15 protein-coding genes and 1 pseudogene are annotated in these 19,075 nt (G+C 70.5%); 3 read left to right on the top strand and 13 right to left on the bottom strand.

The annotated features are described in order from the left end of the window. Positions 1-61 precede the first annotated feature (61 nt). Positions 62-1,717, top strand: a complete 1,656-nt coding sequence (locus RKD20_RS32690) for an alkaline phosphatase D family protein (RefSeq protein ID WP_424880839.1) — start codon at positions 62-64, stop codon at positions 1,715-1,717. Between the two features lie 27 nt (positions 1,718-1,744). On the opposite strand, the gene RKD20_RS32685 is transcribed toward RKD20_RS32690, so the two are convergent. Continuing rightward, the gene (locus tag RKD20_RS32685) at positions 1,745-2,314 is read right to left on the bottom strand and encodes a dienelactone hydrolase family protein (RefSeq protein WP_402261048.1); all 570 of its coding nucleotides are present in this window, start codon (positions 2,312-2,314) and stop codon (positions 1,745-1,747) included. A 119-nt stretch (positions 2,315-2,433) separates the two neighbouring features. Here RKD20_RS32685 and RKD20_RS32680 point away from each other — a divergent pair, with 119 nt between their 5' ends. Next, positions 2,434-3,564, top strand: a complete 1,131-nt coding sequence (locus RKD20_RS32680; protein WP_424880838.1) for a mechanosensitive ion channel family protein — start codon at positions 2,434-2,436, stop codon at positions 3,562-3,564. A 268-nt stretch (positions 3,565-3,832) separates the two neighbouring features. On the opposite strand, the gene RKD20_RS32675 is transcribed toward RKD20_RS32680, so the two are convergent. The 6 genes from RKD20_RS32675 to RKD20_RS32650 form a co-directional block, all read right to left on the bottom strand. Continuing rightward, positions 3,833-4,573 carry an SDR family NAD(P)-dependent oxidoreductase gene (locus tag RKD20_RS32675; RefSeq protein WP_424880837.1) on the bottom strand — a complete coding sequence of 247 codons (741 nt, stop codon included), beginning with the start codon at positions 4,571-4,573 and terminating at the stop codon, positions 3,833-3,835. A gap of 20 nt (positions 4,574-4,593) precedes the next feature. Further along, entirely contained in the window at positions 4,594-6,168 is a 1,575-nt protein-coding gene (locus RKD20_RS32670) for a Na+/H+ antiporter (RefSeq protein WP_424880836.1), read from the bottom strand. 92 nt (positions 6,169-6,260) lie between these two features. Beyond that, positions 6,261-6,731: a GNAT family N-acetyltransferase gene (locus tag RKD20_RS32665; protein ID WP_424880835.1), complete on the bottom strand. Its 471-nt coding sequence runs from the start codon at positions 6,729-6,731 to the stop codon at positions 6,261-6,263. Next, positions 6,728-7,672 carry an RluA family pseudouridine synthase gene (locus RKD20_RS32660; protein WP_424880834.1) on the bottom strand — a complete coding sequence of 315 codons (945 nt, stop codon included), beginning with the start codon at positions 7,670-7,672 and terminating at the stop codon, positions 6,728-6,730. The genes RKD20_RS32665 and RKD20_RS32660 overlap by 4 nt, the downstream gene beginning before the upstream one ends. A gap of 58 nt (positions 7,673-7,730) precedes the next feature. Next, a complete protein-coding gene (gene lspA / locus RKD20_RS32655; RefSeq protein WP_424880833.1) occupies positions 7,731-8,306 on the bottom strand; it encodes a signal peptidase II in 576 nt (191 codons plus the stop codon). A 61-nt stretch (positions 8,307-8,367) separates the two neighbouring features. Then, complete coding sequence (locus tag RKD20_RS32650; RefSeq protein WP_424880832.1) at positions 8,368-9,954, bottom strand: TraR/DksA C4-type zinc finger protein; 1,587 nt, start codon at positions 9,952-9,954, stop codon at positions 8,368-8,370. Positions 9,955-10,542: 588 nt separating this feature from the next. Here RKD20_RS32650 and ileS point away from each other — a divergent pair. Next, positions 10,543-13,675, top strand: a pseudogene (gene ileS / locus RKD20_RS32645) (isoleucine--tRNA ligase). A 161-nt stretch (positions 13,676-13,836) separates the two neighbouring features. Here ileS and RKD20_RS32640 read toward each other — a convergent pair. The 6 genes from RKD20_RS32640 to ftsZ form a co-directional block, all read right to left on the bottom strand. Then, positions 13,837-15,063, bottom strand: a complete 1,227-nt coding sequence (locus RKD20_RS32640) for a DivIVA domain-containing protein (RefSeq protein ID WP_424880831.1) — start codon at positions 15,061-15,063, stop codon at positions 13,837-13,839. A gap of 52 nt (positions 15,064-15,115) precedes the next feature. Continuing rightward, on the bottom strand, positions 15,116-15,406 hold the full coding sequence (locus tag RKD20_RS32635; protein WP_020119913.1) for a YggT family protein: 291 nt from the start codon (positions 15,404-15,406) through the stop codon (positions 15,116-15,118). Between the two features lie 51 nt (positions 15,407-15,457). Further along, on the bottom strand, positions 15,458-16,099 hold the full coding sequence (locus RKD20_RS32630; RefSeq protein ID WP_424880830.1) for a cell division protein SepF: 642 nt from the start codon (positions 16,097-16,099) through the stop codon (positions 15,458-15,460). A 129-nt stretch (positions 16,100-16,228) separates the two neighbouring features. Beyond that, positions 16,229-16,948 (bottom strand): YggS family pyridoxal phosphate-dependent enzyme, encoded by a 720-nt coding sequence (locus RKD20_RS32625; protein WP_424880829.1) that lies wholly within the window; start codon positions 16,946-16,948, stop codon positions 16,229-16,231. Between the two features lie 6 nt (positions 16,949-16,954). After that, positions 16,955-17,683 (bottom strand): peptidoglycan editing factor PgeF, encoded by a 729-nt coding sequence (pgeF, locus tag RKD20_RS32620; protein WP_424880828.1) that lies wholly within the window; start codon positions 17,681-17,683, stop codon positions 16,955-16,957. Continuing rightward, positions 17,680-18,876: a cell division protein FtsZ gene (ftsZ, locus tag RKD20_RS32615; RefSeq protein ID WP_007381416.1), complete on the bottom strand. Its 1,197-nt coding sequence runs from the start codon at positions 18,874-18,876 to the stop codon at positions 17,680-17,682. Before ftsZ ends, pgeF begins: the two co-directional genes overlap by 4 nt. Positions 18,877-19,075: the final 199 nt, after the last annotated feature.

Raw genomic sequence — 19,075 nt, 5'->3', positions numbered from 1 at the left:
GCGGGCGAACTTTCACGAGTTCGCCCGCTCTCGTTCATACCGATCAGTAACCTGATCGGCCGTGACTAGTAGACAGAGATCAGCCGACAGCAACTCCCTGTCCCCACGCCGCCGTACGGTCGTCAAGGCCGCGGCGGCCACTGCTGTCCTGGCCGCCCCGCTCGCCGCCGCATGGCCGGCCGGCGCCGCCGAGGCCCCCGCCTTCCTGCACGGTGTGGCCTCCGGCGACCCGCTCCCCGACGGCATCCTGCTGTGGACCCGGGTGACTCCGACCGCCGAGGCCGTACCCGGCTCCGGGCTCGGCCCGGACACCGAGGTCGGCTGGGTCGTCGCCCGGGACAAGGCCTTCACGAACGTCGTCGCCAAGGGTTCCGTCACCGCGACCGCCGCCTCCGACCACACGGTCAAGGCGGACGTGCGCGGCCTGGCCCCCGCGACCGACTACTGGTTCCGCTTCTCGGCGGGCGGCACCGACTCCCCGGCGGCGCGCACCCGCACCGCGCCGGCGGCGGACGCGGCCGTCACGAACCTCCGCTTCGGCGTGGTCTCCTGCGCCAACTGGGAGGCCGGCTACTTCTCGTCCTACCGCCACCTCGCGGCCCGCGGCGACCTGGACGCCTGGCTGCACCTGGGCGACTACATCTACGAGTACGGCACCGGCGAGTACGGCACCCGCGACACCGTCGTACGGCAGCACGCGCCGACCCACGAGATACTCACCCTCGCCGACTACCGGATCCGGCACGGCAAGTACAAGACCGACCCGGACCTCCAGGCCCTGCACGCCGTCGCCCCGGTCGTGGCGATCTGGGACGACCACGAGTTCGCCAACGACGCCTGGTCGGGCGGCGCCGAGAACCACACCGAGGGCGCGGAAGGCGCCTGGTCGGCCCGTCAGGCCGCCGCCAAGCAGGCCTACTTCGAGTGGATGCCGGTCCGCCCCGCGCTCGCGGGCACCACGTACCGCCGGCTGCGCTTCGGCAAGCTCGCCGACCTCTCGCTGCTCGACCTGCGGTCCTTCCGCTCGCAGCAGGCCGCCGTGGGCAACGGCTCGGTCGACGACCCGGACCGCACGATCACGGGCCGCGCCCAGCTGGACTGGCTGAAGGCAGGTCTGAAGGCGAGTGACACCACCTGGCGGCTGGTCGGCAACTCCGTGATGATCTCGCCGTTCGCGATCGGCTCGCTCTCCGCCGACCTGCTCAGGCCGCTCACCGAGCTGCTCGGCCTGCCGAAGGAGGGCCTCGCCCTCAACACCGACCAGTGGGACGGTTACACGGACGACCGCCGTGAACTCCTCGCCCACCTGCGCTCCAACGCCATCCGCAACACCGTCTTCCTGACCGGTGACATCCACATGGCGTGGGCCAACGACGTCCCGGTGGACGCCGGCACCTACCCGCTGTCGGCCTCGGCCGCCACGGAGTTCGTCGTCACCTCGGTGAGCTCGGACAACCTCGACGACATCCTGAAGGTCCCCGAGGGCACGGTCACCGCGCTCGCGGCCCCGGTCATCCAGGTCGCCAACCGGCACGTCCACTGGGTCGACACCGACCGCCACGGCTACGGCGTCCTGGACATCACGGCCGACCGGGCGCAGATGGACTACTACGTGCTGTCCGACAAGACGAAGGCGAACGCGACCTCGTCCTGGGCGCGTTCGTACCGCACGCGGACCGGCACGCAGAAGATCGAGCGGACGTACACGCCGGTCTAGAGCGGTCTATAGCGGTCTAGAGCCGCTCTACAGGCTGTCGAGGAAGCCGAGGGCCACCCGCCAGGTGGCCTCGGCGGCCTCCTCGTCGTAGTCCGGCAGGCCGGGGTCGGTGTAGAGGTGACCGGCCCCGGCGTACCGGTAGACCTCGACGTCGGCGCCGGTGCGGCCCATCTGGAGATACCAGGCGCTCAGCCAGTCGTCGGTCTCGAAGGGGTCGGGCTCGGCCACGTGCAGCTGGACCGGCAGTTCGTCGGCGGTCGCGTTCGGCGCGATGTCGGACGTGCCGTGCAGAAGCAGCAGGCCGCGGGCCTTCTCGTCGCCGAGGGCGAGGGTCTGCGCGATCGAGGCGCCGAGGGAGAACCCGGCGTAGACGAGACCGCGCTCGGAGTAGGGCGCGGCGGCCAGGACGGCCCGCTTGAGCAGTTCGTCCTTGCCGATCTCCTCGTTGAAGGCCATGCCCTCCTCGACCGTCTCGAACGTGCGCCCCTCGAAGAGGTCCGGCGTCCAGACCTCGTGCCCGGCCTCCCGCAGCCGGTCGGCGGCCTGACGGACGGCGGGCCTGAGGCCGTAGGTCGAGTGAAAGAGCATGATGTTCATGAGGCCATGGTGCCAGCCTGCACCGACAGTGCCGATCCACGGGCACGGCGGCGGCCGTACCCACTTCGCGGCGGAAGTCACATGTTCATGCGTCCCCCGGGCCGGTTAGGTTCGGGGTCATGGAGAACGTACTCCGCCCACTGATCGTGGTCGGCGGCTCGGTGTTGCTCACTCTCGTGATCGGCTGGGCCACCGACCTGCTGCTGCGCAAGGCCGACGACCGCCACAGCGAGACCCCGCTGTGGGGTCTGCTGCGCCGTGGCCGCATCCCCTACATGCTCGTGCTGTGCGCGGCGATGCTGAGAGGGGCGTACGACGAGGCGCGGCTGGCGCAGCGGCACAGTGCCGGTATCGGGCAGGCGCTGACCCTGATCCTCATCGGGGCGACCGCCTGGCTGGTGATCCGGATCGCCGCCGCCATAGTGGAGACGACGTACACCCGCTATGCCCGCGCCCACCACGACGCCGCCCGGGTCCGCCGGGTGCGCACCCAGGTCACGCTGATCATGAGGGTGGTCGCCGCGGTCGTCGGAGTGGTGGCGGCGGCCGCGATGCTGCTGACGTTCCCGGCGATGCGCGCGGCCGGTGCCTCGCTGCTGGCCTCGGCCGGAATCCTCGGCATCGTCGCCGGTGTGGCCGCCCAGTCGACGCTGAGCAACATGTTCGCCGGGCTGCAGATCGCCTTCGGCGACATGGTCCGCATCGGCGACACCGTGGTGGTGGACGGCGAGTGGGGCACCGTCGAGGAGATCACGCTGACCTTCCTGACGGTACGGACCTGGGACGAGCGCCGGCTCACCATGCCGGTGTCGTACTTCACTTCGAAGCCGTTCGAGAACTGGTCGCGCGGCACCCCGCAGATGACCGGCATCGTCTACTGGCACGTCGATCACACGGCCCCGGTGGAGCTGATGCGTGGGCGACTGCGGGACATCCTGCGCGAGTGCCCCGCCTGGGACGGCCGCGACTACGGCCTCGCCGTCACCGACACCACTCCGAACACCATGCAGGTGCGTGCCCTGGTGACCGCCAAGGACGCCGACGACATCTGGACGGTACGGGTCACGGTCCGCGAACAGATGCTCCGCTGGCTCACCGACAACCACCCGTACGCCCTGCCGCGGGTCAACACGGCGGACGCCACGCTGGCGCCGGGGTTCCACCGGGACAGCGACCGACGCAACGGCCACAACTCCGACGGCGTGACCGTCGGCGGATCCCAGGAGCCCCCTCGAACGGGCCGCGGCTGACACGGCGTGGCACGGTCGCAGACCGGCTGACGCCCCGTGGGGCGCCGCGGCAGAAGGCCCGCCCTGTCACCAGGGGCAGAGGGGTCGTCGTGGCGCCGCGCGGCAGAGGGGCCGTCCCGGTGCCGCACGGCAGCAGAGGGTCCGTCGTGGCGCCGCATGACCGCACCCACCCAGGGGCGCGGGGCTGTATCGATGTGCGGGTCCGCCGCGCGGGTGCGACCAGCCACGACGAACCCGCACCCGCAGCCGGTCCCCCCTCGCTCCCCCGTCACCTCCCGCGCTCAGCACCGCCATTGACCTGCACGATCTGCGACGTCACATGCCCGGCCCCGGGCGACGCCAGCCAGTGCAGGGTGGCGGCGACATCCCCCGGCGTCCCCGCCCGCCCCGTCGACGTGTCACCGATGAGCCGTTCGCGCCGGGCCGGATCGATCGCCTCGCCGAAGAACTCCGTGTCCTCGACATACCCCGGGGCCACCACGTTCGCCGTGATCCCCCGCGGCCCCAACTCCCGGGCCAGATCATGGGCGTACGGATGCAGCCCCGCCTTCGCCGCCCCGTACGCCCCGCTCCCGGACCCCCGGTAGGCGGCGATGGAGCTGACGAACAGCACCCGGCCGCCCGGTGAGGCGAGCCGGTCCTTCAGTCCCTCGGTGAGCAGCGCCGCGGTCAGCAGATTGAGCCGGAAGTTCACGGTCCAGTTGTGGGCGACGGCGTCGAGCGGGTCGGAGACGGCGTCGGACGGTTCGAGCTGCCCGGTGCCCCCGGCACTGTGGATCAGCACGTCCACGGCCCCGAGCTCACGCTCGACGAAGCCGACGACACCGCGCACCTGGCCGACGTCGGCGAGATCGGCGGCGTACGTCAGCGCCCCTGGCACCCCGGCCTTCTCCAGCACCTCGGCGCGCCGCCCGAGCAGCAGCACCCGGTCCCCTTCCGCGGCGAACACCTGCGCCGCCGCGAACCCGATCCCCGTACCGCCACCGCTGATTACCACGTTGCGAGCCATAACCGCAGCCTACAAAAAGCTCACCGCAGACTGCGGACGTCCAGGTGGCGCAGCACCCGGTCCACGACCTCGGGGTCGGCCCCCGGTTCGCTCCGCGCCGCCAGCACCTCGTGCCGCGCCGCGCTCAGCATCTCGCCGTGGATCCGCCGCGCCCGCTTGAGCCGCCGCCGGGCCTCGCGCCGCTCCTCGTCCCCCGTCTCGGGATGGATCCGCACGCCGATCTCGAACGCCCGCCGCAGCATCTGCTCGGACAGGTCCTCCGGCAGCTCCTCCACGTTCTCGATCTCCCGCAGCCGCTGCTTGGCCGCCTTCGCCGCCCGGACGGCGAGGACCTTCTCGAACTCCTTCTCCCGCTCGGTGTCGGCCTCCACCCCCAGCCGCTTCACCAGCCACGGCAGGGTCAGCCCCTGGAGCACCAGCGTGGCCATGATCACCCCGAACGCGATGAAGATGATCTCGTCCCGGTCGGGAAAGCCCGCCCCCGAGTCGGTCTCCAGCGGAATGGCCAAAGCCAGCGCGACCGACGCCACGCCCCGCATCCCGGACCACCACATGATGACGGTCTCCCGCCAACTGGTCGGGATCTCCTCGCTGTAGTCCCGCTTCGCGTGCATCCGCTGGGCGAGCCAGGTGGCCGGCATCAGCCACGCCAGCCGTACGAGGACGACCACGGCCACGATCGCCGCGGCCCAGCCGAGCATCTCGCCCCAGCGGCCGGACGCGGTCCGGATCGCGTTGTGCAGTTCGAGCCCGATCAGCCCGAAGGCCACACCGGTGACGAGCGTGTCGACGATGTCCCAGAAGGTGTGCCCGGCCAGCCGGGTCATCACGTCGTCGGCGTCGGTGCCGTACTCGGCGAGGAACAGGGCGGTGGTCAGCACGGCGAGCACACCGGAGCCGTGCAGTTCCTCGGCGAGCACGTAGGAGGCGTACGGCACGAGCACCGTCAGCCCGATCTGGAGGGTGGCGTCGCCCAGGAGGTCCATCAGCTTGTTGGCGCCCCAGCCCAGCGCGAGCCCCACGGCGACGGCGACCACCGCGGAGAGCACGAGCTCGAAGACGGCCTCCCCGGCCGTGAACGAGCCGCTGACGGCCGCGGCGACGGCCACGTGGTAGAGCACGATCGCCGTCACGTCGTTGAACAGGCCCTCGCCCTCCAGGATGGACACCAGCCTGCGGGGCAGCCCCAGTTGGCCCGCGACGGCGGTCGCGGCGACCGGGTCGGGCGGCGCGACCAGCGCGCCGAGCGCGAGGGCGGCGGCGATCGGCAGCCCCGGCACGATCGCGTGGGCGACGGCGGCGACGCACAGGGTCGTCACGAACACGAGCGCGACGGCGAGCAGGAAGATCGGCCGTTTGTTGGCCGCGAACTGGCGCCAGGAAGTGCGCCGCACCGCCGCGTAGAGCAGGGGCGGCAACAGGATGGGCAGGATCAGCTCGGGCGGGATGTCGACATTCGGTACGAAGTCCAGCACCGCGAGCACTATGCCGAGCAGGGTCATCAGCACCGGCGCCGGCAACCCGAAACGGTCCCCCACCGGGACGCTGATCAGAGCCCCCAGCAACAACATGAACAACAGGGCCAACTGATCCACGGTCAGAACTCCGGGCAGATCGACAGAACATCGGTCACTTCAGTCTGCCCGCAAAACGCCCGAACCCTCCCGACGGCCGCTCCCGCCGACCCTCAGAGAACCCGCCGCATGGCCCGGTGCGGCATCCCCGCGTCCGGGAACTCCGGTCCGTAGGCCACGTACCCCAGTCGCTCGTAGAACCCCAGCGCGTGCGTCTGGGCGTGCAGGTCCACCGCCGTCAGCCCACGCGCGCGTGCCGCCTCCTCGACGGCCCGTACGAGCGCGGCACCCACCCCGAGCCCGCGCGCCTGCGGGGTCACGGCGAGCCGCCCCAGCGAGCCCACCGACGCGTCACCGCCGGTCTTCCCGGCCGCCGCGTCACCGAACAGCAGCCGCCCGGTCCCGAGCGGCGTCCCGTCCTCCCGCACGGCCAGCACATGCACCGCCACGGCGTCGTAGGCGTCGTACTCGATGTCCTCGGGCACGCCCTGCTCGCGGACGAAGACCTCCTTGCGGACCGTGAAACAGGCCTCACGGTCGGCGGGGCCCTCGGCGACCCGCACCTCGTACGCGGGCGTGCTCACCCGTAGGTCTCCTCACGCACCAGGTCCAGGGCCTGCTGGAGGTCCTCGGGATAGTCGCTCGCGAACTCCACCCACTCCCCGTCCCCGGGGTGCTCGAAGCCGAGCCGCACGGCGTGCAGCCACTGCCGGGTCAGCCGGAGCCGCTTGGCGAGCGTCGGGTCGGCGCCGTATGTCAGGTCGCCGACGCACGGGTGGCGGTGGGCCGCCATGTGGACGCGGATCTGGTGGGTGCGCCCGGTCTCCAGCTTCACGTCGAGCAGGGAGGCCGCGCGGAACGCCTCGATGAGGTCGTAGTGCGTCACGGACGGCTTGCCCTCGGCGGTGACCGCCCACTTGTAGTCGTGCTGGGGGTGCCGGCCGATGGGCGCGTCGATGGTGCCGCTGGTCGGGTCCGGGTGGCCCTGGACGAGCGTGTGGTACCGCTTGTCGACCGTGCGCTCCTTGAACTGCCGCTTGAGCGAGGTGTACGCCCGCTCCGACTTGGCCACGACCATCAGTCCCGAGGTGCCCACGTCGAGCCGGTGCACGATGCCCTGGCGCTCGGCGGCACCGGAGGTGGAGATGCGGTACCCGGCGGCGGCGAGCCCGCCGATCACGGTCGTCCCGGTCCAGCCCGGGGACGGGTGCGCGGCCACGCCGACCGGCTTGGCGATGACGACCACGTCGTCGTCGTCATGGACGATCTCCATGCCCTCGACCGGCTCGGCGACGATCTGCACGGGCGCGGCCGCCTGTGGCATCTCGACCTCCAGCCAGGCCCCGCCGTGCACCCGCTCGGACTTCCCGACCACCGACCCGTCGACCATGACCTTCCCCGAGGCGGCGAGCTCGGCCGCCTTGGTCCGGGAGAAGCCGAACATGCGGGAGATGGCGGCGTCGACGCGCTCGCCCTCCAGGCCGTCGGGCACGGGCAGGGTACGGATCTCGGGAATGGTGCTCACCCGTCGAGTATGCCGGACGGGTGAGACAGCCCCGACCGAGCCTGTGGAAAACCGGGGCTCAGTCCTTGTGGACGGTGCCGTCCGGGTCGAGGCCCTTGAAGGACAGCAGCACGATCAGGATGCCGCCGCACACGATCGCCGAGTCGGCGAGGTTGAAGACGGCGAAGTGCTTGGGCGCGATGAAGTCGACGACCGCCCCCTCGAAGACGCCGGGCGAGCGGAAGAGCCGGTCGGTGAGGTTGCCGAGCGCGCCGCCGAGCAGCAGCCCGAGGGCGATCGCCCAGGGCAGGCTGTGGAGCTTGCGGGCGAGCCGGGCGATGACCACGATCACGGCGGCCGCGATCACCGTGAAGATCACGGTGAAGGCCTCACCGAAGCCGAAGGCCGCGCCCGCGTTGCGGATCGCCTCGAACTTCAGCCAGTCCCCGACGATCTCGATCGGCTCGTGGTGCTCCAGCCTGGCGACCACGATCATCTTGCTGACCAGGTCGAGGGCGTACGCGAAGGCGGCCACCGTGAACAGCACGGCGATACGGCGCTTGCCCCTGGGCCGCGCCGTCTGGTCCTGCTCCGGCTCGGTCCCCGCCGCCTCTGGGGTATCCGGCGTACCGATGATGCGCTCCGCCTCTGCCACGTGAGTCCCTCGACCTAGGTACCTGACTGAGGACGAGGGTACGACACGCCTCCAAGGTCCCTCAGTACCGGCGTTCCTGCTTCTGCTTGCACTCCACGCACAGGGTCGCGCGCGGGAAGGCCTGCATGCGGGCCTTCCCGATGGGGTTGCCGCAGTTCTCGCACAGGCCGTAGGTGCCGGCGTCGAGCCGTCCCAGGGCGTGCTCGGTCTGGATGAGCATCTCGCGCGCGTTGGCCGCCAGGGCCATCTCGTGCTCGCGCGTGATGTTCTTGGTGCCGGTGTCGGCCTGGTCGTCGCCCGCGCCGTCCCCGGAGTCCCGCATGAGCCCCACCAGGGACTCCTCGGACGTGGAGATCTCGGTGCGCAGCCGCAGAGCCTCGGCCGTCAGTTCCGCGCGGGCCTCCGCGACCTCTTCGGGCGTCCACGGGTCCTCACCCGGGCGCACCGCGAGTTCGCCGGGCTCCACCGCGGCGACACGCGCGTTGGGTAGGGCGCTCTTCGCCGCTGTGGCCGTGCCAGGGGTCTTCTTCGCAACCACGGTCGTGGCTCCCGTCTGCTTCGCGGCCTCGGCCGCGCCCGCCTTGTTGGCCGTGCTCTTCCTGGCCGCCGTCTTCCCGGAGGTGCCCTGCCCGGCGGCCCCCTGCGGGGCCCCGGCCTCCGTGGCGGCCGTCTCCTCGACCGCGGTGTCCTTTGCGGCCGTCTTCCGACCCGCGGCCTTCGTCGCGGCCGTGCCCTTGGCCGCACCCTTCGGCGCGGCTGTCTTCCTGACCGCGCTCTTCGGCGCGGCGGTTTTGCCGACCGCGCTCTTCGGCGCTGCCGTGCTCTTGGCCGCGCTCCCGGTCGCGGCCGTGCTCTTCGCGGCGGCCCTCTTCGTGACCGCCTTCTTCTGCGTGGCCGACCCCTTCTCGGCGGCCGCGGACTTCCCGGCGCCCGCCTTCCCGGTGGCTCCGGCCTCCGCGACCGCCCCCTTGGCGACCGCCTTGCCGGTGGCTGCCTTCTTGGCGACCGCGGACTTCTTCTTGGCCGACGCCTTCTCGGCAACCTCAGACTTCCCGGCGCCCGCCTTCTCAGTCGCTCCGGCCTCCCCGACCGCCGCCTTGGCGACCCCCTTCCCGGTGGCCGTGGACTTCTTGGTCACCGACGCCTTCGGGGCGGCCCCAGACTTCCCGGCGCCCGCCTTCCCGGTGGCTCCGGCCTCCCCGACCGCCCCCTTGGCGACCCCCTTCCCTGTGGCCGCCTTCTTGGCGACCCCGGCCTCCTTCGTGACCGCCTTCTTCGTGCCCGCGGCCCTTTTCGTCACCCCGGGCTTCTTCGTCGCCTGCGCCTTCTTCGGGACCGAGGCCTTGCCGACGCCCTTCGCGGCCTCCGCCGTCCCACCGACCGGCGGCTCGGCCTCCGGTCTCCCGGCCGGGGCCTCCTCCCGCCCGGCACTCCGGGAGGCCGTGGCCTTCTTCGCGACACTCTGCGCCGCCGCTCCGACCGCCTTCACGGCCTTGGCCGCCGCGCCCTTGCCGGACGACGCGGCCTCGGACGCCACCCCGCGCACACTCTTCTTCCCGCCCGCGTCCTTGGCCTCGCCACCGGAGGCACGGGCATGGGTGGAACGGCCCGACGCCGACTGCTGTACGGCGGTCTTCTTCGCCACCATGCCGCGGCCCCTTCACATATTGTGATCTTGCACGCGAATCGTGCTGGGACGATAAATCGACTTGAGTCCCGCGGCAACGGGGCACGCCGCCCGATTCGCCCGCCCCGCACGTGCGGGGCGGGAAGCATGCATGCGTTGTGCCCAGCTCCCCGCCGGGTAATCCGCACAATCCCCCGTCCCGGAATCCGAACAGCCGTGCCGCTCCATTCGGGTCACTCGACGCCCTGCGGCGGCCTCCCCGCCCGGCCCCGGAAAAGCGGTCGGCCGCTGTCCCCGGGGCGCCGTACACTGGGCGAAGCGAGAAGCGTGGATGGGGACGAGTAGCGGCGTAAGCAGCCCAGAGCGACCCGGGGACGGTGGAAGCCCGGGGGCGAGCGCGACGCGAAGATCACCCCGGAGCCGCCGGAAGAAACCCCCAGTGGGGGGCGTAGACCCGGCATCGCGACCCCAATGAGGGGGCTCACCGACGCACACCCCGTGTCGGCGGGCCAAGGAGGGTGGTACCGCGGGAGCGCGCCGAGACCGGCGTAGAGAACAAGGCTCTCGTCCCTCCGGACGGAAGGCAGCACATCCGCCGGAGGAAGACTGATGACGCAGTACCGCCAGGTGCCCGCCCAGGTCGACCTGCCCGCGCTCGAGCACGCGGTGCTCGACTTCTGGCGCGAGCAGAAGATCTTCGCCAAGACCCTGGAGCAGTCCGAGGGCCGCCCCGAGTGGGTGTTCTACGAGGGCCCGCCCACCGCCAACGGCATGCCGGGCGCCCACCACATCGAGGCGCGCGTCTTCAAGGACGTCTTCCCCCGCTTCCGCACCATGCGCGGCTACCACGTGGCCCGCAAGGCCGGCTGGGACTGCCACGGCCTCCCGGTGGAGCTGGCGGTCGAGAAGGAGCTCGGCTTCAGCGGCAAGAAGGACATCGAGGCGTACGGCATCGCCGAGTTCAACGCCAAGTGCCGCGAGTCCGTGACCCGCCACACCGACGCCTTCGAGGCGCTCACGACCCGCATGGGCTACTGGACCGACCTCCAGGACCCGTACCGCACGATGGACCCGGAGTACATCGAGTCCGTCTGGTGGTCGCTGAAGACGATCTTCAACAAGGGCCTGCTGGTCCAGGACCACCGCGTCGCCCCCTGGTGTCCGCGCTGCGGCACCGGCCTGTCCGACCACGAGCTGGCGCAGGGCTACGAGACGGTCGTGGACCCGTCCGTGTACGTCCGTTTCCCGCTCACCTCCGGTCCGCTCGCCGGCGAGGCCGCGCTCCTGGTGTGGACGACGACCCCCTGGACCCTGGTGTCCAACACGGCGGTCGCCGCGCACCCGGAGGTCAGCTACGTCGTCGCGACCAATGGCGAGGAGAAGCTCGTCGTCGCCGAGCCGCTGCTCGCCAAGGCGCTCGGCGAGGGCTGGGAGACCACCGGCCAGTCCTTCACCGGCGCCGAGATGGAGCGCTGGACCTATCAACGTCCGTTCGAGCTCGTGGAGTTCCCGGAGCCGGCGCATTACGTCGTCAACGCCGAATACGTCACGACCGAGGACGGTACGGGCCTGGTCCACCAGTCCCCCGCCTTCGGTGAGGACGACCTCAAGGTCTGCCGCGCCTACGGTCTGCCCGTGGTGAACCCGGTCCGCCCGGACGGCACCTTCGAGGAGGACGTCCCCCTCGTGGGCGGCGTCTTCTTCAAGAAGGCTGACGAAAAGCTCACCGAGGACCTCCAGCAGCGCGGCCTCCTCTTCCGGCACATCCCGTACGAGCACAGCTACCCGCACTGCTGGCGCTGCCACACCGCGCTCCTGTACTACGCGCAGCCGTCCTGGTACATCCGCACCACCGCCGTCAAGGACCGCCTCCTCCAGGAGAACGAGAACACCAACTGGTTCCCGGAGACGGTCAAGCACGGCCGCTTCGGCGACTGGCTCCAGAACAACATCGACTGGGCGCTGTCCCGCAACCGCTACTGGGGCACCCCGCTGCCCATCTGGCGCTGCGAGGACGACCACCTCACCGTCGTCGGCTCCCGCGCGGAGCTCTCCGAGCTGACCGGCACGGACCACTCCGAACTGGACCCGCACCGCCCGTACATCGACGACGTCACCTTCGCGTGCCCCCAGTGCCAGAAGACGGCCAGGCGCGTACCGGAGGTCATCGACGCCTGGTACGACTCCGGATCGATGCCGTTCGCGCAGTGGGGCTACCCGTACAAGAACAAGGAACTGTTCGAGTCCCGCTACCCGGCACAGTTCATCTCCGAGGCCATCGACCAGACGCGCGGCTGGTTCTACACGCTGATGGCCGTCGGCACCCTGGTCTTCGACAAGTCGTCGTACGAGAACGTCGTCTGCCTCGGCCACATCCTCGCCGAGGACGGCCGCAAGATGTCCAAGCACCTGGGCAACACCCTGGAGCCGATCCCGCTGATGGACCGGCACGGCGCGGACGCGGTGCGCTGGTTCATGGCGGCCGGCGGTTCCCCCGTGGGCGGCCCGCCGCGTGGGCCACGGCACGATCCAGGAGGTCGTCCGCAAGACGCTCCTGACGTACTGGAACACGGTCGCCTTCCAGGCCCTGTACGCGCGTACGTCGAACTGGGCGCCCAGCGAGGCGGACCCGGCCCCGGCCGACCGCCCGGTCCTGGACCGCTGGCTGCTGTCCGAACTGCACGCCCTGACCGACCAGGTGACCCAGTCCCTGGAGTCGTACGACACCCAGCGCGCCGGCAAGCTCCTGTCGGCCTTCGTCGACGACCTGTCCAACTGGTACGTACGCCGGTCCCGGCGCCGCTTCTGGCAGGGCGACAAGGCCGCGCTGCGCACGCTGCACGAGGTCGTCGAGACGGTCACCCAGCTGATGGCCCCGCTGACCCCGTTCATCACCGAGCGGGTCTGGCAGGACCTGGTCGTGCCGGTCACCCCGGGCGCCCCGGAGTCGGTGCACCTGGCCTCCTGGCCGGAGGCGGACCTCAAGGCCATCGACCCTGAGCTGTCCAGGCAGATGGTCCTGGTGCGCCGGCTCGTCGAGCTGGGCCGTGCCACGCGCGCGGAGTCGGGCGTGAAGACCCGGCAGCCGCTGTCCCGGGCGCTCATCGCCGCGACCGGCTTCGACGCCCTCGACCGAGAACTGCACGCGCAGATCACGGACGAGCTGAACGTGACCGCGCTCGCCTCCCTCAGCGAGGTCGGCGGCAGCCTGGTCGACACCACGGCGAAGGCCAACTTCCGCGCCCTGGGCAAGCGGTTCGGCAAGCGCGTCCAGGAGGTGGCCAAGGCCGTCGCGAACGCCGACGCGGCCGCGCTCTCCCTCGCCCTGCGCGAGGGCACGGCGTCAGTGGAGGTCGACGGCGAGACGATCGCACTCGCCCCCGATGAGGTGATCATCACGGAAACCCCGCGCGAGGGCTGGTCGGTGGCGTCCGACTCCGGTGCGACGGTGGCCCTGGACCTGGAGATCACGGAGGAGCTGCGCCGAGCGGGTCTGGCCCGTGACGCGATCCGCCTGATCCAGGAGGCCCGCAAGAACAGCGGCCTCGACGTGGCCGACCGCATCGCGCTGCGCTGGACCTCCACGGACCCGGCGGTCCTCGCGGCGCTGTCCGAGCACGCGGCTCTGATCGCCGACGAGGTCCTGGCGACGGACTTCTCCCAGGGCGAGGCGGACGACACCTACGGCACCCCGTTCACCGACGAGGGCCTGTCGCTGACGTTCCGCCTGCGCAAGGCGTAGGACCGAGAAGAAAGGCCCGGTTCCCCCGCGAAGGCGAGGGGACCGGGCCTTTCTTCATGTCCGCGACACCGTGATCAACCCGCGTAAAAGGGCAGGGCCCCGGATCGAAATCCGGGGCCCTGCCCTGAACGCTGCCGACGCCTGAGGCGTACTAGAGGCCGTCAGTTGTCGTCCTCGTCGATGAGGAAGCCACGCATGGGCGAGGGAGCCTGCCCCATCGGGCCGGGACCCTGCGGCCGCACCGGCGCCATCGGCTGGGTCATCGCGGGCGACATCTGCTGCTGGCCGCCGTAGGACGGGCCGGCCGGCGAAGGACCGCCACCCATGCCCTGGTTGCCACCGTACGACGGCGCACTCGCACCGGCCGGAGCCATCGAAGGCGCCGGGGACGGCGGCAGCGACGCGGTCGCCGGGGTACGCGGCGGAGCCAGCGAGTCGTCGGCCTGGGTCTCCAGCTGACGCAGCTGGGACTCGAGGTACGACTTCAGACGCGTGCGGTACTCGCGCTCGAAGCCGCGCAGGTCCTCGACCTTGCGCTCCAGCGTGGCGCGGGCGGACTCCAGGGAGCCCATCGCTACGCGGTGCTTCTCCTGCGCGTCCCGCTCCAGGGCGTCGGCCTTGGCACGGGCGTCACGCTCGAGACCCTCGGCACGCGAACGCGCCTCGCCGACGATCTTGTTGGCCTCGGAACGGGCCTCCGCGATCGCCTGGTCGGCGGTCTGCTGGGCGAGCGAGAGGACTCGGGCGGCGCTGTCGCCACCGGGGCCCTGACCGGGGCCGCCCATCGGACCGCCCATGGGGCCGCCCATCGGGCCACCCATCTGCTGCTGCATGGGCGGCTGACCGCCCATGGTGCCCTGGCCCATCTGGCCCTGGCCCATCGGGCCCTGACCCATCTGACCCTGGCCCATCGGCCCCTGACCCATGGGCCCCTGACCCATCGGACCGGGACCCTGCGGGCCGCCCTGGCCACCGCCGGGACCGGCAGGCAGCTGCGGCGCACCGCTCGGCAGCTGGGGCGGGCCACCCATGGGGCCGCCCATCTGCTGCTGCGGCGGACCGGATATGCCGGCAGGCACGGGGGCGCCGGGACCGGGCCCACGCATGCCCTGCTGCGGCATTCCCTGCTGCGGCATTCCCTGTCCGGGCATGCCACCTTGCTGCTGGTCCTGCTGCTCCGGAGGCTTGCGCATGTTCTGCTGGTTCTGGGCAGCAGCACGCGTCGCCGCGGCCAGCTTGGCGCGCAGGTCCTCGTTCTCGCGCAGCAGGCGGGTCAGTTCGGCTTCGACCTCGTCGAGGAAGGCATCGACCTCGTCCTCGTCATAGCCTTCTCGGAGGCGGACGGTCGTGAACTGCTTGTTCCGCACGTCCTCGGGGGTCAACGGCATCTCTTCACCTCAACGTAGTCATCGGCAGTCGGCAAGACCGTATCGTCCACAGTCACCTCGACAGGTTTCCCGTGATGGAGATGAGGATGTAGACGATGATCATCAGCACGAAGAAGGACAGGTCGAGCGCCACGCCCCCGAGACGCAGCGGCGGGATGAACCGCCGCAGAAGCTTCAACGGTGGATCGGTGACAGTGTAGGTGGCCTCCAGAACGACCACCATCGCCTTGCCGGGTTGCCACGAGCGGGCGAACTGGAAGACGTAGTCCATGACCAACCGGAAGATGAGCACGATGAGGAACACCATCAGCGCGATGTAGATCACCTGTGCGAACACGCTCATGGACTGTCTTTCCCTCTCCCCTGTTCCGTGCTTCGTTCCGGTTGTTGCTTCTCAGCTCTGATTGAAGAACCCGCCCTCTGCGATGCGGGCCTTGTCCTCCGCCGTGACATCGACGTTAGCAGGCGACAACAGGAACACCTTCTGCGTCACCCGCTCGATGCTGCCGTGAAGACCAAACACCAAACCGGCCGCAAAGTCGACAAGTCGCTTGGCGTCTGTGTCATCCATCTCAGTCAGATTCATGATCACCGGGGTGCCTTCACGGAAGTGTTCCCCGATGGTACGGGCCTCGTTGTAGGTCCGGGGGTGAAGTGTGGTGATCCGGTAAGGCTCTCGTTCCGACACGACCTTGGGCATGATCACCGGTGCGTTCTTCTCCAGGCTTGCGCGCTCTTGTGTGATGGATGCCACGGGCGCGATGCGCGCCGGACGCACCGATTCCGCGGCGAGCGAAGAGGATCGGGGCACCGGGTCGCGCGGCACCGAGGACTGCACCACTCTGACCGATTCACCCCTTTCAGGCTGAAGTGCCTGATGTGACTGATGAGACGGCTCATGCCGTCGGCGGTCCCGTTCGGGCTCCGGGTCGAGTTCCGGTTCGAAGTCGTCGTCGGGGTCGAAACCGCGGCCGTCGTACCCATCGTCCTCCACGAGGCCGAGGTAGACCGCCATCTTGCGCATCGCGCCGGCCATTCTCTGAGTCCTCCGCTCTGTGGTGGATCGGCTGACGACTGCCAAGTGCCCGCGATCCACGAGGTCGTTATGACCGCCTCTCGGCGGCAATGACCATATTTTCTGCTGTGGTCCGACTTCCTGGCGACGTTACCCGAGCCGGGGGCGGACTCCGAGTACCGCGGTGCCGACGCGCACATGTGTCGCCCCTGCCGCCACGGCCTGTTCGAGGTCCGCGCTCATCCCTGCCGAGACCATGTTCGCAGCCGGATGGTCCCGGCGCAGGTCGGTCGACAAATCCATCAACCGCTCGAACGCCGCCTGTTCGCGTCCCGCGTACTCCCCGGTGAGCGGAGCGACGGTCATCAGACCGTCGAGCCGCAGTCCCGGAGCCCGGGCCACGAGACCGGCCAACTCCCCGATCCCGCCCGGCGCCACACCACCCCGCTCCCCTCGCTCGCTCGAACCGGCGTCGAGTGCGACCTGGATCAGGCAGCCCACTTCGCGCTCGGCCTTCACGGCCTCCCTGGAGAGAGCCGTCACCAACTTCGAACGATCGACAGACTGCACGAGATCCGCGTAACCCACTACAGATCGCACTTTGTTGGTCTGCAATTGACCAACGAAATGCCAAGTAAGGGGCAGATCCGAGCATTCGGCGGCCTTGGGTGCCGCGTCCTGGTCCTTGTTCTCGGCGACGTGGCGCACCCCGAGCGCGGAGAGAATCCGCACATCGCTCGCGGGGTAGGTCTTGGTGACCACGATGAGGGTGACCTCTTCGCGCCCCCGCCCGGCGGCCGCACACGCGGCGGCGATGCGCTGCTCCACCTTCGCCAGATTTGCGGCGAGTTCGTCCTTACGGTCCGTCATGCCCCATCAGTCCAGCCAGACATATCCCGCGAGTCGCCCCGTGGCGCGATCGCGGCGATACGAGAAGTGGTCGCCCGACTCCAGCGTGCACACCGGCGACTGCCGCCGGTCGTGCACCCCGAGCCGGTCGAGCTGCGCGTGCACTCCGGCGCTCACGTCGACCGCGGGAGTGCCCCAACTCGTCTCGGCGTGCGCCGCGGGTTCAACGGCGGCGACCTCGGCGCGCATCTCCTCGGGCACTTCGTAGCACCTGCCGCAGACGGCGGGTCCGGTGCGGGCGACGATCCGGGCGGGATCGGCGCCGAGTTCGGTCATCGCGCGTAGCGCGGCCGGGACGACTCCGGCCACCATGCCGGGCCGGCCCGCGTGGGCCGCCGCGGCGATCCCGGCGACCGGGTCGGCGAGCAGCACCGGGGTGCAGTCGGCGGTGAGGACGGCGAGGGCGAGACCGCGTTCGGCGGTGACAACCGCGTCGACCCGGGGCACCGGCTGCTTGCCCCAGGGCTCCGAGACCACCACGACGTCCGCCCCGTGCACCTGGTTCATCCAGACCACGCGGGCCGGGTCGAGACCGAGCGACTTGGCGGCCAGTTCGCGGTTTGTTGTCACGGCTTCGGGGTCGTCGCCGACCGCTCCGCCGAGGTTGAGCTCCTCATACGGAGCGGCGCTCACCCCGCCCCACCGGTCGGTGAAGACGAAGTGCGCGCCGCTCACGCTGTCGCGCTGTCCTATCACTTCAGGAAGTCCGGCACGTCCAGCTCCTCGGCCGCGCTGTCCGAGTAGCTCCGGGACGGCGGGACGGGCGGGGCGACCGGGAGGTCGGCGGCCGGCTCGGGCGCGGGCTCCGGGTCCTCCTTCGGCGTGACGCTGCCGAGCGAGCCGAAGGACGGACGGCTCTCGGTCTGCCGTACCGGAGTGGGCTCCTCGCGGCGGGCCGAGGTCGAGGAGGAACCCATGACCGTCTCACGGCGGGTCGGCGGCTGGCCCCCGTCGAAGCCGGCGGCGATCACGGTGACGCGGACCTCGTCGCCGAGGGCGTCGTCGATGACCGCGCCGAAGATGATGTTGGCCTCGGGGTGGGCGGCCTCGCTCACCAGCTGAGCCGCCTCGTTGATCTCGAACAGACCGAGGTCGCTGCCGCCGGAGATGGAGAGCAGCACGCCCCGGGCGCCGTCGATGGACGCCTCCAAGAGCGGCGAGGAGATCGCCATCTCGGCCGCGGCCACCGCGCGGTCGTCGCCGCGGGCCGAGCCGATGCCCATGAGCGCCGAACCGGCCTCGGACATGACCGACTTGACGTCGGCGAAGTCGAGGTTGATCAGACCGGGCGTGGTGATGAGGTCGGTGATGCCCTGGACACCGGAGAGCAGGACCTGGTCGGCCGACTTGAAGGCGTCGAGGACCGAGACCTGGCGGTCCGAGATGGACAGCAGGCGGTCGTTGGGGATGACGATGAGGGTGTCGACCTCTTCGCGGAGTTCCGCGATGCCGTCCTCGGCCTGGTTGGCGCGGCGCCGGCCCTCGAAGGTGAACGGGCGGGTGACCACGCCGATGGTGAGGGCGCCCAGCGAGCGGGCGATGTTGGCCACGACGGGCGCGCCGCCGGTGCCGGTGCCGCCGCCTTCACCGGCCGTCACGAAGACCATGTCGGCCCCCTTGAGGACCTCCTCGATCTCCTCGCGGTGGTCCTCGGCCGCCTTGCGGCCGACGGCCGGGTTGGCGCCGGCGCCGAGTCCGCGGGTGAGTTCTCGGCCGACGTCGAGCTTGACGTCGGCGTCGCTCATCAACAGCGCCTGTGCGTCGGTGTTGATGGCGATGAACTCGACGCCCTTGAGACCGACCTCGATCATCCGGTTGATGGCATTGACACCACCGCCGCCGACACCGATGACTTTGATGACTGCGAGGTAGTTCTGCGGTGCTGCCACGTCGAAGGCCTCTCGCCTCGAGTTACGTGTCGCCGAACCGACGAAGCAGTACTGCCTCGCGATCCGTCGACTGATGCCGAATGGGACGGCCCGTAGCGCCGACCCGAACCCTAACGCTGAAGTTTAGGGTTACCAGTGTGTCTGTTCCCTGGAGTCTTCTGAACAGGACACTAAGTCGACAAGTGGCGCACGTTCAACG

It is taken from the genome of Streptomyces sp. SLBN-8D4, from assembly GCF_049739545.1.
In the GTDB taxonomy this organism is placed as follows: domain Bacteria; phylum Actinomycetota; class Actinomycetes; order Streptomycetales; family Streptomycetaceae; genus Streptomyces; species Streptomyces canus_C.
This window is presented reverse-complemented; position numbering and strand designations above follow the sequence as displayed.